The organism is Klebsiella sp. BDA134-6, assembly GCF_015601345.1.
Lineage (GTDB): Bacteria > Pseudomonadota > Gammaproteobacteria > Enterobacterales > Enterobacteriaceae > Klebsiella > Klebsiella grimontii.
In genome coordinates this window covers 1689308-1704439 of record NZ_CP064784.1, presented here as the reverse complement: position 1 = coordinate 1704439, position 15132 = coordinate 1689308, and the positions used below count along the sequence as shown (strand labels likewise).

The following is a 15132-nucleotide window of genomic DNA, read 5'->3' as shown; positions in this document are numbered from 1 at the left end:
CTTGTATTTCCTCTCCTGAACCCAATATCTATAGCGATGCTTGCGCCATATTCCGATGACGTGAATAATTTCCTGACCGGCTACCTTCCGGCTATCTATGTATAAGAGGAACAGCTTGAATACAGACACTCGCGAAATCACCCTTGAGCCCGCGGACAACGCCCGTTTGCTGAGCCTGTGCGGCCCGTTTGATGACAATATTAAACAGCTGGAGCGCCGTCTCGGCATCGAGATTAACCGTCGTGACAACCACTTTAAACTGACCGGTCGGCCGATTTGCGTCACCGCTGCGGCGGATATCTTGCGCAGTCTGTACGTCGATACCGCGCCGATGCGCGGCGAAATTCAGGATATTGAACCGGAACAAATTCATCTGGCGATCAAAGAAGCCCGCGTGCTGGAGCAGAGCGCCGAAAGCGTACCGGACTACGGTAAAGCCATCAATATCAAAACCAAGCGTGGCGTGATTAAGCCGCGTACGCCGAATCAGGCGCAGTACATCGCCAATATTCTCGACCACGACATTACCTTCGGCGTCGGCCCTGCCGGGACCGGGAAAACCTACCTGGCGGTCGCCGCCGCGGTAGACGCGCTGGAGCGTCAGGAGATCCGCCGTATTCTTCTGACCCGTCCGGCGGTTGAGGCTGGCGAAAAACTGGGCTTCCTGCCCGGCGATTTAAGCCAGAAAGTCGATCCGTATCTGCGTCCCCTGTACGACGCGCTGTTCGAGATGCTCGGCTTCGAGAAAGTCGAAAAGTTGATTGAGCGCAACGTGATTGAAGTCGCGCCGCTGGCCTATATGCGCGGCCGTACGCTGAACGATGCGTTTATCATTCTCGACGAAAGCCAGAACACCACCATTGAACAGATGAAAATGTTCCTGACCCGTATCGGCTTTAACTCTAAGGCGGTCATTACCGGCGACGTCACGCAGATTGACCTGCCGCGCAGCACCAAATCGGGCCTGCGCCACGCGATTGAAGTGCTGGCGGAAGTCGATGAGATCAGCTTCAACTTCTTCCATAGCGAAGACGTCGTGCGCCACCCGGTGGTCGCCCGCATCGTTAACGCCTATGAAGCCTGGGAAGAAGCAGACCAGAAACGTAAAGCAGAACTGGCCGCCGAGCGCAAGCGCGAAGCCCAGGAACAGGAGCATAAATGAGTCAGGTCATTCTCGATTTACAGCTGGCTTGCGAAGATAACAGCGGAATGCCGGATGAAGCCCTGTTTCAGCGCTGGGTCGATAGCGTTATCCCGCAGTTTCAGGAAGAGTCGGAGCTGACGATTCGCCTGGTTGATGAAGCGGAAAGCCACGAGCTAAACCTGACCTATCGTGGGAAGGACAAGCCAACTAACGTGCTCTCTTTCCCGTTCGAAGCCCCGCCGGGTATCGAAATGCCGCTGCTTGGCGACCTGGTTATCTGCCGTCAGGTGGTTGAACAGGAAGCGAAAGAGCAAGGTAAACCGCTGGAAGCGCACTGGGCGCATATGGTGGTCCACGGTAGCCTGCATCTTTTGGGCTATGACCATATCATCGACGAAGAAGCGGAGGAGATGGAATCCCTCGAAACAGAGATAATGCTTGCTCTGGGCTATGAGGATCCGTACATTGCCGAGAAGGAATAACCCGTTGCCGGCTTTGCCGGCGACTGGCCGCTATGCCGGGCGCTGAGTATACGCGTGACGAGCGACTATTTAACTAACATGAGAACCCATACGACGCCATGAGCGACGACAATTCACACAGTAGCGACACAGTAAACAGCAAAAAGGGATTCTTCTCCCTGTTACTCAGCCAGCTCTTTCACGGTGAACCCAAAAATCGTGACGAACTGCTGGCGCTGATCCGTGATTCCGGGCAAAACGACCTTATCGACGAAGATACGCGCGATATGCTCGAAGGGGTAATGGATATCGCCGACCAGCGCGTCCGCGACATCATGATCCCCCGCTCGCAGATGATTACCCTGAAACGCAACCAGACGCTGGACGAGTGCCTCGATGTGATCATCGAATCCGCCCACTCGCGTTTCCCGGTGATCAGCGAAGATAAAGATCACATTGAAGGGATTCTGATGGCCAAAGATCTGCTGCCGTTTATGCGCAGCGATGCTGAAGCCTTCAGCATGGAAAAAGTGTTGCGCCCGGCGGTTGTCGTGCCTGAGAGCAAGCGGGTCGACCGCATGCTGAAGGAGTTCCGTTCCCAGCGTTATCATATGGCTATCGTTATCGATGAGTTTGGCGGCGTCTCGGGTCTGGTGACCATTGAAGATATCCTTGAGCTGATCGTCGGTGAAATTGAAGACGAATACGACGAAGAGGAAGACATCGATTTCCGTCAGCTAAGCCGCCATACGTGGACGGTGCGCGCACTGGCCTCAATTGAAGACTTCAACGAGGCGTACGGCACCCACTTCAGCGATGAAGAGGTCGACACCATCGGCGGCCTGGTGATGCAGGCGTTTGGTCATCTGCCTGCCCGCGGCGAGTCTATCGACATTGATGGTTACCAATTCAAGGTCGCAATGGCTGACAGCCGACGTATTATTCAGGTACATGTAAAGCTTCCTGATGATGCCCCGCAGCCGAAGCTGGAAGACTAATCCAACGGGACGATTAACCTAAATGGTATTTGCCTCTCTTATTGAACGCCAGCGCGTACGCCTGCTGCTGGCGCTGCTATTCGGAGCCAGCGGAACGCTGGCTTTTTCACCTTATGACTTCTGGCCTGCGGCGATTATTTCGCTAATTGGCCTGCAGGGTTTAACCCTCAACCGCCGCCCTTTACAAAGCGCCGCGATTGGCTATTTCTGGGGACTCGGGCTATTCGGTTCGGGTATAAACTGGGTCTACGTGAGTATCGCGCAGTTCGGCGGCATGCCCGGACCGGTCAACGTTTTCCTGGTGATTCTGCTGGCCGCGTATCTCTCCCTCTATACCGGGTTATTCGCCGGTATTCTTTCGCGCCTGTGGCCGAAAACCAGCTGGATACGCGTGGCCATCGCCGCACCGGTGGTCTGGCAAATCAGCGAATTTCTGCGCGGCTGGGTGCTCACCGGCTTCCCGTGGCTGCAATTCGGTTACAGTCAAATCGACGGCCCGCTTAAAGGCCTGGCTCCCGTGATGGGCGTTGAGGCGATTAACTTCCTGCTGATGCTCGTCAGCGGCCTACTGGTACTCGCTATCGCGCAGCGTAACTGGAAGCCGCTGATCGCCGCCGTCGTGCTGTTCGCCCTGCCCTTCCCACTTCGCTATATTCAGTGGTATCAACCGCTGCCGGAACGCGCAACCACGGTTTCGCTGGTACAGGGCGATATCCCCCAGGCGATGAAATGGGACCAGAATCAGTTGCTCAACACCCTGAAAACCTATCTGGATCTCACCCAACCGCACATGGGTAAATCGCAGCTGATCGTCTGGCCGGAGTCCGCGATTCCCGATCTGGAAATCAATCAGCAGCGTTTCCTGAGTATGATGGACGATCTGATGCGGTCGAAAAACAGCTCGCTGATTACCGGTATCGTCGACGCGCGCCTGAACGCGCAGAATCGCTACGATACATACAACACCATTATTACGCTGGGCAAAGATAACCCGTACAGCTACGACTCAAAGAATCGCTACAACAAGAATCATCTGGTGCCGTTTGGTGAGTTTGTGCCGCTGGAATCGATTCTGCGTCCGCTGGCGCCGTTCTTCGATCTGCCGATGTCCTCTTTCAGCCGCGGGCCTTACGTGCAGCCGCAGCTGGTTGCGCATAATATGCGTCTGACGGCGGCTATTTGCTACGAGATCATTCTTGGCGAGCAGGTGCGGGATAACTTCCGCCCGGATACGGATTTTCTGTTAACCATCTCTAATGATGCGTGGTTCGGCAAATCTATCGGTCCGTGGCAGCACTTTCAGATGGCGCGGATGCGCGCGCTGGAGCTGGCCCGTCCGCTGCTGCGCAGCACCAATAACGGCATTACCGCGGTCATCGGCCCACGCGGTGAAATACAGGAGATGATCCCGCAGTTCACCCGCGCCGTATTGACCACTAAAGTGACCCCGACTTCAGGACTGACGCCGTACGCGCGTACAGGGAACTGGCCGCTGTGGGCGTTAACCGCGCTGTTTGGCTTTGCGGCGCTGCTGATGAGCCTGCGCCAGCGCCGTCGCTAATTGCTTCTCCCGCGGCGGCATTCGTCGCCGCGGTCACCTCTCCTTCTTGTCCATTTTGGCACGACCATTGCTTAATAAATTGATGTAGTAGCGCGATCCTTGAGGGTACAACCTGGTTGCACCACCACCGATCGCCCTGCTGCGCTATTTTGGTGCAATGGGGGATTTTTGCCTTTAAATGGTGCGGTGCGCTTCGCAAATATCAACAATATAAGAGCAAAATCTTTACATTAAGCCAAACTAAATGCTAACAAACACATACAAATGCTGCACGCAAAGACGGCAGCAATAAAAAAGCACACACATTCACAATGGGTATCAATAGCGTCTGATGGCGCTGAGGATAAGGAGTCGGATATGCAATTACGTAAACTGGCCGCAGCAATGCTGGTCATGGGACTGACCGCCGGTGCGGCGCATGCAGAAGATGCAGCATCCACCGCTGGCCAGAGCACTCTGGATAAAATTGCCAAAAACGGCGTTATCGTCGTCGGTCACCGTGAATCATCCGTTCCGTTCTCTTACTATGACAACAAGCAGCAGGTCGTCGGCTATTCTCAGGACTACTCGAACGCGATCGTTGATGCCATTAAGAAGAAGCTGAACAAACCGGATCTGCAGGTCAAACTGATCCCGGTAACCTCACAAAACCGTATTCCGCTGCTGCAAAACGGCACTTATGACTTCGAATGCGGTTCCACCACCAATAACCTTGAGCGTCAAAAACAGGCAGCCTTCTCCGACACCATTTTCGTTGTCGGTACCCGTCTGCTGGTGAAAAAAGGCGGCGCGATTAAAGATTTCCCGGATCTGAAGGATAAAGCCGTCGTCGTCACCTCCGGCACCACCTCGGAAATTCTGCTGCACAAGCTGAACGACGAGAAAAAAATGAATATGCGTATTATCAGCGCAAAAGATCATGGTGACTCCTTCCGTACTCTGGAAAGCGGTCGCGCGGTGGCCTTTATGATGGATGACGCGCTGCTGGCGGGCGAACGTGCGAAAGCGAAGAAACCGGATAATTGGGAGATTGTCGGTACCGCTCAATCTCAGGAAGCCTATGGCTGCATGCTGCGCAAAGACGATCCACAGTTCAAAACGCTGGTGGACGACACGGTTGCCCATGTCCAGACCTCCGGTGAAGCCGAAAAATGGTTCGATAAGTGGTTTAAAAATCCAATTCCGCCAAAGAATCTGAATATGAACTTTGAACTCTCTGACGAAATGAAAGCGCTGTTCAAATCACCTAACGACAAAGCTCTTAACTAATTAAAAAAACAAAGGGCGGGGAATCCTGCCCTCCCGATTGTTGCCACGGCGCGGACAGACTATACGGCAGCTGGTCGTTCCCCAGCGGCCGCGAATACCGAAACAGGCTGAGCAACAATCTTCGAGGGTAGCGCTGCTACCCTTTTTTTTCCAGGAGTCATTTATGTCAATAGACTGGAACTGGGGGATATTCCTGCAACAGGCCCCGTTCGGCAACACCACCTATTTAGGCTGGCTGTGGAGTGGTTTTCAGGTCACCGTCACCCTGTCGGTAACGGCCTGGATTATCGCGTTCTTTGTGGGGTCGCTCTTCGGTATTCTCCGTACGGTCCCGAACCGTCTGCTGTCGACTATCGGCACCTGTTACGTTGAGCTTTTTCGTAACGTTCCGCTTATCGTTCAATTTTTCACCTGGTATCTGGTGGTGCCTGAACTGCTGCCGGAAAACATTGGCATGTGGTTTAAGTCCGAGCTGGATCCCAATATTCAGTTCTTCGTTTCCTCGATGCTCTGTCTGGGATTGTTTACCGCCGCACGCGTCTGCGAACAGGTTCGTTCCGGCATCCAGTCCCTGCCGCGCGGGCAGAAAAACGCCGGGCTGGCGATGGGACTGACCTTACCGCAAACCTACCGCTACGTTCTGCTGCCTAATGCCTATCGCGTTATCGTGCCGCCGATGACCTCAGAAATGATGAACCTGGTGAAAAACTCGGCCATCGCCTCCACCATCGGACTTGCCGATATGGCTGCACAGGCGGGCAAGCTGCTGGATTACTCAGCCCATGCCTGGGAGTCGTTTACCGCTATCACCCTGGCCTACGTGTTTATCAACGCCGTTATTATGCTGATCATGTACGTAGTCGAACGTAAGGTCCGCCTGCCGGGCAATATGGGGGGTAAATAATGTACGATTTTGACTGGAGTTCCATTATTCCGTCCATGCCGTACCTGCTGGCTGGACTGGTTATTACCTTAAAAATTACCGTGACCGCGATTGTTATCGGGATTGTCTGGGGGACGATTCTGGCCGTTATGCGCCTGTCGAGCTTCCTGCCGCTGGCGTGGTTTGCCAAAACCTACGTTAACGTCTTCCGCTCCATTCCGCTGGTGATGGTACTGTTGTGGTTTTATTTGATTGTTCCGGGGTTCCTGCAGAACGTGCTTGGTCTGTCGCCGAAAACCGATATCCGCTTGATTTCAGCGATGATCGCCTTCTCCATGTTTGAAGCGGCGTATTACTCGGAAATTATTCGCGCCGGCATTCAGAGTATCTCTCGCGGCCAGTCCAGCGCTGCGCTGGCGCTGGGCATGACCCACTGGCAATCCATGAAGCTGGTGATTCTGCCTCAGGCCTTCCGCGCCATGGTACCGCTGCTGCTCACCCAGGGCATCGTGCTGTTCCAGGATACCTCGCTGGTCTATGTCCTGAGCCTGGCCGACTTCTTCCGTACCGCCTCCACGATCGGCGAACGTGATGGAACCCAGGTAGAGATGATTCTGTTCGCAGGCGCCGTATATTTTGTATTTAGTCTCAGCGCATCGCTGTTGGTCAGCTGGTTGAAGAAAAGGACTGTGTAATGATTACCCTGAAAAACGTTTCAAAATGGTATGGTCACTTTCAGGTGCTGACCGATTGCTCCACGGAAGTGAAAAAAGGCGAAGTGGTGGTGGTTTGCGGACCATCAGGCTCGGGTAAATCCACGCTGATTAAAACCGTCAACGGTCTGGAGCCAATCCAACAGGGTCAAATCATCGTCGACGGCACCACGGTTAACGATAAAAAGACTAACCTGGCCAGGCTGCGCTCTCGCGTCGGGATGGTATTCCAGCACTTCGAACTGTTCCCGCATTTGTCGATTATCGATAACCTGACGCTGGCGCAGGTTAAGGTGCTCAATCGCGATAAAGCCGCTTCACGCGCAAAAGGGCTTAAGCTGCTGGAACGCGTAGGGCTTTCCGCTCATGCAGAAAAGTTCCCCGCTCAGCTCTCGGGCGGGCAGCAGCAGCGCGTGGCCATCGCTCGTGCATTGTGTATGGACCCCATCGCCATGCTGTTCGATGAACCCACTTCCGCGCTTGACCCGGAAATGATCAACGAAGTGCTGGACGTGATGGTTGAACTGGCGAATGAAGGGATGACCATGATGGTGGTCACCCATGAAATGGGCTTTGCGCGTAAGGTCGCCAATAGGGTGATCTTTATGGACGAAGGAAAAATTGTCGAAGACGCGGATAAAGAGGCGTTTTTTGCTAATCCACAGTCAGATCGCGCCAAAGACTTCCTCGCCAAGATCCTCCACTAACCTTCTGGCGTGTACGCTCCCGTACACGCCTTTTATCTATTCCCCATCCCTCTCCATCCATAGTCCGGGTAAAATCTTAGCTATTATCAAATGCGTGGCATAAATATATCCCGCCTCACGACAAATAATTCACGACCTGAAATCCTCAATTCAACAAAAATTCACTCTTTACCTCGTGGATTACATAATCCGGCATAGATAATATATCGCGGTTTTTACAACGACACTGAGTAGCATTAGCGGTTTTGTTTTGATTTTAAGAAAATAAAATTATTATTGAGGTTGAGAACCCGACTTCGTTAACCCTACTCTATGAACACTAAACATCCTTTATAAGGGTATAACGGACGAATGAAACAAATGGATATTGCTTCGTGAATAATAAAATACTGGTCACCGCCATCTCTTTTTATATTTTTCTAACCGCATCAACAATGGCGAGCTTATCGATTAGCAATACCAATCAGGTCGAACAGGATAAGGCGCGCCAAAGCGCACTGGCGCCAGCACAGCAGGAGTATCAATCATCAGGTACGGGATCGCGGAAATATCAACTCGTCTTCCCACTGGAAGCAACCTGCCGATATATCAACCACGTTGAAATTCTTTCCGCTGACGACAAACTGACCCGTAGCCTACTCGGCAATATAGCCCTGCAAGCAGAAAAAAAGTGTCTGGGTATTGAAGGCATACGTCTACTCACCACAACATTGCAAAATGAACTCATTGCCCGGGGATATATCACTTCCCTTATTGATGTTCCTTCCCAATCTCTGAACGATGGTATTCTGAGCATCACTCTGACCTATGGTTATATCGGTAATATAAGTTGGACTGCAGGCAACAGCGCGACAACCAGTCTGTGGAACGCGATACCCGCCAAAACCGGGGATATTCTGCAGCTAACTGAACTTGAACAAGGGATGGCTAACTTACAACGTTTACCCGGTTCATCGGCGCAGATGAAAATCCTACCCGGTAAAAAAAATGCGGAAAGCGATATTCAACTCACACGGCATCTGGCAAAAAAGTGGCAGGTAGGCGCCTGGCTGGATGATGCAGGAAGCCGTACCAGCGGGCGATACCAGGCAGGTGCCGCGATTTATCTTTATGACCTGACGACGCTAAATGACATCCTCTATGTCTCTGTCGGCGGCGATGTCGAGTTTAATCAACATAACGATGGCAATCAGAATAATAGCCTCTATTATTCTTTTCCTTTTGGATTTTGGTCACTCAATCTTTACGGTTCACAAAGCCAATATCGTCAGCAGTTTAATGGTAGATACTCGACCGTTGAATATAAAAGTAAAAATGATTATGCCAGCGCAACCTTATCACGTTTACTTTCACATACCCGCAAGCAAAAAACAACAATTGATGCGCGTATATCAAAAAGCACATCACATTATTATTTTGGCGGCAGCGAAATCGGCGTTATGCGCAAACAGAATCCTGCCTGGGATATTACCGCGCACCACCAACGGTACTTTACCAACACTATTTTAGATGCCAGTTTGGGCGTACAGCGTAGCCTTCCCTGGCTTAGTTCCACCCCTACACCTGAAGAAAAAGCAGGTCTGTACAGTAAACTTTCGCGCATTATCCACGCCGATCTTCAAGCTTTAATGAAGTTTGAATCAACGGGGGATAAATTCAGCTATGCGCCGCATATTAATATCCAGGTCAGCCCCGATATCTTGTCCGCAGATAATCAATTCAATATTGGTAATCGTTGGACAGTACGTGGCTTTGACGGTGAAAGAACGCTTTCAGGAAACCAGGGCTGGTACTGGCGCAATGATTTTATTTGGGATATGCCAACTCCGGATCGGCAGCTCTACTTAGGCCTGGATATTGGCCGCATTACAGGAACCGAGCAGTACGAAAATGGCAAAGTCATCTCTGGCGCCACTGCCGGAGTGCGCGGAAGCATCATTGCCACTCAGTATGATTTATTCATAGGAACGCCGCTGGCAAAACCAAACGGTTTTCATACCGATCCTGTCAGCATGGGATTTTCTTTACAATGGAGGTATTAAAGTCATTTTTTCAAATAACCGGTTAATTTTTTTTATTTTTAAAGGACTCAGTTAAATGTTTAAATTCAAATTATCCTATGTTGCACTAGCAGCAGCTTTAAGCTCAAGCTTTGTTTATGCCGACCCGAATAGTTATACCCATCTATCAGGTGCCAAGGTTATTGATATTGAAAAACCCAATGCCGCCGGTGTCTCACATAATATGTATCGTGAGTTTAATGTTGATAGTAATGGCGTCGTTCTTAACAATAGCGCCAGCGATCTCACCCACGCGACGTTGGGCAATATTGCGAAAAATAACAATCTTACTAACGATAGCGCTTCTGTTATTCTTAATGAAGTCACCTCAAACCGCGCAAGCTCGCTGAACGGATTTATTGAAGTGGCGGGTCAAAGAGCTGATGTTGTTATTGCTAACCCCAATGGTATTTCCTGCTCAGGTTGTAGCTTTATCAACACCAATAAGGCGGTTTTAACGACAGGGAAAGTGACACTTTCCGATACTGGCGCTATCGCCAGCTATAACGTTACCGGTGGTAAACTGTCCATCGAAAAAAACGGAATGAATGCCAGCAATAGCTACGCTGTTCTCCTCGCCGATGCAATAGCCATTAACGGTGCGATTAATGCGAAGAACGCGATAGTAGGCGCTGGAAACTTTACCTTTGATAACGGCTCAGGTGCAATGACCCCGGCAGGTAAATCTGCGACGGCGCTGCAGACCTTATTCCCTGAATACAGTATCGACATTAGTAATCTGGGCGGCATCAAAGCCAATAGCATTACCATGGTTGGCAATAATTTAGGTTTTGGCGTACGAAATAAAGGTGCGATTGTTGCTAACTCTGGCCTCTCCTTGACTAGCTTAGGTTCACTCACCAACGAAGGCTCTATCGCCAGCAACGGTATTATCACTCAGATAGTATCTGTAGGGAATTTAAAAAACACTGGTAATATATCAACAACAAATACAACTGTGATCAACTCGCTAAGTTCCTTAACCAATAATGGGACTATTTCCACGACTCGTCAGCTGTTAGCCAAGGCGTCAGGGAATATCGAAAATACAGGTACCTTAAGCGGCGGTGCCGCGTTAAACGTTACGGCGGATGGCAACCTGAAAACCACTTATGGATCCAATCTGCTGTCAGATAACCAATTAGTCGTGACCGCGGGTGGTAACATTGAAAACGGGGGCTCTACCAGAGCTACAAACACTACGGTAACCTTTGGCGGAGACGCCCTTAAAGTGACCGGCAATATTTACGGTTATGATACCCTCCTCATTCAGGCAAAAAAAAATGATAGCCTGACATCCGGAGAAATCATCAACTCAGGCTATATAGCCGGTGACAACGCAACTGTTCAAACTAAAGGTACCCTGACGCTACAAAAAAATAGTCAACTGCACGGTTCATCAACGTTGGTAACAAAGAGCTACCAGCTAAAGAATGAAGGATATATTGGTGGACACAATATCAATATCGAAAATGACGTTACCAACAACTATGGTACGATTGTTGGCCGTGATAATGTTTTAATTAAAACCTATAACGATCTTTACAATGAAGGCGAAATTTTAAGTTCAACAAACATGACTTTGGATACACAAAATCACGGTAATATTACTAACCGTTCTCACATAGGAGCTGGCGGCACTTTAACCATGTCGGCTAAAAAAGTGATTAATGGCGGTTACCGCTGCGGTTTCCTGGGGTTGGCAACCTGTGGCAAAGGCACTATATCCACGACTAATCTGTTTTTAAACTCATCCCATAAATACGCCAATGAAATGGGCGGCACTCAGCAGTTTAAAATCGCGACCATTAACACCATCAATTAACATGAAGTTGTCAATGAAGATGAGCGTCTCTTTCTAAAAAAAATCTTATGCTGGTTCTTCGGCGCCAGCATTTTTACGCATAGTGATAAAGAGTTAGCCAGCCCTTTAAATAGAAGGTCAATATATTAACGCGTTTTATATTGACCTTCTAACTGATTAAACGTGTAAGCAAAAATCTCCGCGAATTTTATCGCTCTCAGTCGTATCCCTACGGCTCAAATGGCCGGCGCTGGAACTGATCGTGCCCGCATTTTGGGCAATGCGGCAGCACATCCGGCGTATAAACCGGCAGATGGTAGTGGCACTTCTCGCACACCAGATTGCCAAGTCCCACGACTTCGCCGCTGTGATAGACGCCGTGATGGCTGAGATCCTGAAACACCTCGCGCCACTCAAGCTGTGTTTTATCGGTAATATCCGCCAGTTCCTGCCACAGACTCTCTTTGATCACCCGCATAAAGACACTATCAGTGAGCTCATCCTGACTCTCTTCATAACTGAGCGCGAACTCTTCCAGATCGCGTCTGACAGCGCGGATCACGTTCTCGATTTCGCTCTGCGTTAACTCGCCCGACTGGCTAATCTTGACCCTGGCCTGCTCCACCAACACGTCAATATCGCGTTCTCCGTTGCGTAACCGCTCGCTGAGCGTCGACACCAGCTCTCGGTAGAATTGAGCAACCTTGTCCATCTTTTCGCCTCCGGTGTGGTTAACTTCTTCTAATGATAGACGTTATCTACAGATTGCTCTGCAAGCCAAGCCACAGAGTCGCGAAATTTTCTCTACCGCTTTCATCTATGTAAGTGCGTGAAAGGCTGTTTTGACGTTGGCGTTTGGGCTATGCTATGCCGATCTGAAATAACACATCCATTGGCTACATTTTGTAGCTGTATTGAAAACAGGACCACTGGCTGCCATGCAAGAGCAATACCGCCCGGAAGAGATAGAATCAAAAGTCCAGCAACACTGGGACGAGAAGCGTACCTTTGAAGTTACCGAAGACGAGAGCAAAGAGAAGTATTACTGCCTGTCGATGCTTCCCTATCCTTCTGGTCGACTACACATGGGCCACGTGCGCAACTATACCATCGGTGACGTGATTTCCCGTTACCAGCGTATGTTGGGCAAAAATGTCCTGCAGCCTATCGGCTGGGATGCGTTTGGTCTGCCTGCGGAAGGTGCGGCGGTGAAAAACAACACCGCGCCGGCGCCGTGGACCTACGACAACATCGCCTACATGAAAAACCAGCTGAAAAAGCTGGGCTTTGGCTATGACTGGAGCCGTGAAGTGGCCACCTGCACCCCGGAATACTACCGCTGGGAGCAGAAGTTCTTCACCGAGCTGTATAAAAAGGGGCTGGTCTATAAAAAAACCTCCGCGGTGAACTGGTGTCCGAACGATCAGACCGTTCTGGCGAATGAACAGGTTATCGACGGTTGCTGCTGGCGTTGCGACACCAAAGTCGAGCGTAAAGAGATCCCGCAGTGGTTTATTAAAATCACCGCCTACGCTGACGAACTGTTGAACGATCTGGATAACCTGGATCACTGGCCTGACACCGTTAAAACTATGCAGCGCAACTGGATCGGCCGCTCTGAAGGCGTCGAGATCGCCTTTGACGTCAACGACTACGCCGACAAGCTGACCGTTTATACCACCCGCCCGGACACCTTTATGGGCTGCACCTACCTTGCCGTCGCTGCGGGCCACCCGCTGGCGCAGCAGGCTGCAGCCAATAACCCCGCGCTGGCGACCTTTATCGACGAATGCCGTAATACCAAAGTTGCCGAAGCCGATATGGCGACCATGGAGAAAAAAGGCGTCGATACCGGTTACAAAGCCATTCACCCGCTGACCGGCGAAGCGATCCCGGTATGGGCGGCAAACTTTGTGCTGATGGAGTACGGCACCGGCGCGGTTATGGCCGTCCCGGGTCACGATCAGCGCGACTACGAATTTGCCAGCAAATACGGTTTGAACATCAAGCCGGTTATCCTGGCCGCTGATGGCTCAGAACCCGATCTCTCCGAACAAGCGCTGACCGAAAAAGGCGTATTGTTTAACTCCGGCGAGTTCAACGGCCTGGATCATGAAGCTGGCTTTAATGCCATCGCGGATAAGCTCGCGTCTCTTGGCGTCGGCGAACGTAAAGTGAACTATCGCCTGCGCGACTGGGGCGTTTCCCGTCAGCGCTACTGGGGCGCGCCGATCCCAATGGTCACTCTTGAAGACGGCACCGTGATGCCGACGCCGGAAGATCAGCTGCCGGTTATTCTGCCGGAAGATGTCGTGATGGACGGCATCACCAGCCCAATTAAAGCCGATCCGGAGTGGGCGAAAACCACCGTTAACGGTCAGCCGGCGCTGCGCGAAACCGATACCTTTGACACCTTTATGGAGTCCTCCTGGTACTACGCGCGCTACACCTGCCCGCAGTACGACCAGGGTATGCTGGACCCGGAAGCGGCGAACTACTGGCTGCCGGTCGATATCTATATCGGCGGGATTGAACACGCCATTATGCACCTGCTCTATTTCCGCTTCTTCCACAAGCTGATGCGCGACGCAGGCATGGTGAACTCTGACGAACCGGCTAAACAGCTGCTTTGCCAGGGGATGGTGCTGGCGGACGCCTTCTACTACGTTGGCGAGAACGGCGAGCGTAACTGGGTGTCGCCGAAAGAGGCGACTACCGAGCGCGACGAAAAGGGCCGTATCGTTAAAGCCTTCGACCCGCAGGGCCGCGAGCTGGTCTATACCGGCATGAGCAAGATGTCCAAGTCGAAAAACAACGGCATCGATCCGCAGGAAATGGTTGAACGCTACGGCGCGGACACCGTGCGTCTGTTTATGATGTTCGCTTCGCCGGCCGACATGACGCTTGAGTGGCAGGAATCCGGCGTGGAAGGTGCGAACCGCTTCCTGAAACGCGTCTGGAAACTGGTCTACGAACATACCTCTCAGGGCGAAGCCGCTGCGCTGGACGTTGCCAGCCTCAGCGAAGATCAAAAAGCGCTGCGTCGCGACGTGCACAAAACGATCGCGAAAGTGACCGATGATATCGGCCGTCGTCAGACCTTCAACACCGCGATTGCGGCGATCATGGAGCTGATGAACAAGCTGGCGAAAGCGCCGCAGGAAGGTGAACAGGATCGCGCGCTGATGCGTGAGGCCCTGCTGGCCGTGGTTCGTATGCTCAACCCGTTCACTCCGCATGCCAGCTTTACCCTGTGGCAGGAGCTGGGTGGCGAAGGCGATATTGACAACACGCCGTGGCCGGTCGCTGACGAAAGCGCAATGGTTGAAGACACCACTCTGGTCGTGGTCCAGGTAAATGGTAAAGTTCGTGGTAAAATTACCGTTGCGGTGGATGCAACCGAAGAGCAGGTTCGTGAACGTGCGGGTCAGGAGCATCTGGTTGCGAAATATCTCGACGGTGTGACCGTACGTAAAGTGATCTACGTTCCGGGTAAACTGCTCAATCTGGTCGTTGGCTAAGCGCAGGAGGA

The 15132-nt window shown here is 51.6% G+C and carries 12 protein-coding genes; 11 read left to right on the top strand and 1 reads right to left on the bottom strand.

Annotated elements, in window-relative coordinates; genetic code table 11:
* The first annotated feature begins 115 nt into the window (after positions 1-115).
* From IYV58_RS07760 to IYV58_RS07715, 10 genes are all read left to right on the top strand, one after another.
* A complete protein-coding gene (locus IYV58_RS07760; protein ID WP_004134159.1) occupies positions 116-1162 on the top strand; it encodes a PhoH family protein in 1047 nt (348 codons plus the stop codon).
* Complete coding sequence (ybeY, locus tag IYV58_RS07755; RefSeq protein WP_004130446.1) at positions 1159-1626, top strand: rRNA maturation RNase YbeY; 468 nt, start codon at positions 1159-1161, stop codon at positions 1624-1626. The genes IYV58_RS07760 and ybeY overlap by 4 nt, the downstream gene beginning before the upstream one ends.
* Before the next feature lie 98 nt (positions 1627-1724).
* Positions 1725-2603, top strand: coding sequence for a CNNM family magnesium/cobalt transport protein CorC (corC, locus tag IYV58_RS07750; protein ID WP_004130445.1), 879 nt, complete (start codon positions 1725-1727; stop codon positions 2601-2603).
* Between the two features lie 22 nt (positions 2604-2625).
* Complete coding sequence (gene lnt / locus IYV58_RS07745; protein ID WP_004130442.1) at positions 2626-4164, top strand: apolipoprotein N-acyltransferase; 1539 nt, start codon at positions 2626-2628, stop codon at positions 4162-4164.
* A gap of 357 nt (positions 4165-4521) precedes the next feature.
* Positions 4522-5433, top strand: a complete 912-nt coding sequence (locus IYV58_RS07740) for an amino acid ABC transporter substrate-binding protein (protein WP_004130441.1) — start codon at positions 4522-4524, stop codon at positions 5431-5433.
* A 163-nt stretch (positions 5434-5596) separates the two neighbouring features.
* Positions 5597-6337: an amino acid ABC transporter permease gene (locus IYV58_RS07735; RefSeq protein WP_004111387.1), complete on the top strand. Its 741-nt coding sequence runs from the start codon at positions 5597-5599 to the stop codon at positions 6335-6337.
* Positions 6337-7011 carry a glutamate/aspartate ABC transporter permease GltK gene (gene gltK / locus IYV58_RS07730; RefSeq protein WP_004130439.1) on the top strand — a complete coding sequence of 225 codons (675 nt, stop codon included), beginning with the start codon at positions 6337-6339 and terminating at the stop codon, positions 7009-7011. Before IYV58_RS07735 ends, gltK begins: the two co-directional genes overlap by 1 nt.
* Positions 7011-7736, top strand: a complete 726-nt coding sequence (locus tag IYV58_RS07725) for an amino acid ABC transporter ATP-binding protein (RefSeq protein WP_195729518.1) — start codon at positions 7011-7013, stop codon at positions 7734-7736. Before gltK ends, IYV58_RS07725 begins: the two co-directional genes overlap by 1 nt.
* 434 nt (positions 7737-8170) lie before the next feature.
* Positions 8171-9778 (top strand): ShlB/FhaC/HecB family hemolysin secretion/activation protein, encoded by a 1608-nt coding sequence (locus IYV58_RS07720; RefSeq protein ID WP_217276474.1) that lies wholly within the window; start codon positions 8171-8173, stop codon positions 9776-9778.
* 55 nt (positions 9779-9833) lie between these two features.
* Positions 9834-11621, top strand: coding sequence for a filamentous hemagglutinin N-terminal domain-containing protein (locus IYV58_RS07715; protein WP_195729517.1), 1788 nt, complete (start codon positions 9834-9836; stop codon positions 11619-11621).
* Between the two features lie 208 nt (positions 11622-11829).
* Here IYV58_RS07715 and IYV58_RS07710 read toward each other — a convergent pair whose 3' ends face one another.
* The gene (locus IYV58_RS07710) at positions 11830-12312 is read right to left on the bottom strand and encodes a zinc ribbon-containing protein (RefSeq protein ID WP_004130430.1); all 483 of its coding nucleotides are present in this window, start codon (positions 12310-12312) and stop codon (positions 11830-11832) included.
* A gap of 226 nt (positions 12313-12538) precedes the next feature.
* Here IYV58_RS07710 and leuS point away from each other — a divergent pair, with 226 nt between their 5' ends.
* Positions 12539-15121, top strand: a complete 2583-nt coding sequence (leuS, locus tag IYV58_RS07705; RefSeq protein WP_170100668.1) for a leucine--tRNA ligase — start codon at positions 12539-12541, stop codon at positions 15119-15121.
* The last annotated feature ends 11 nt before the right edge of the window (positions 15122-15132 follow it).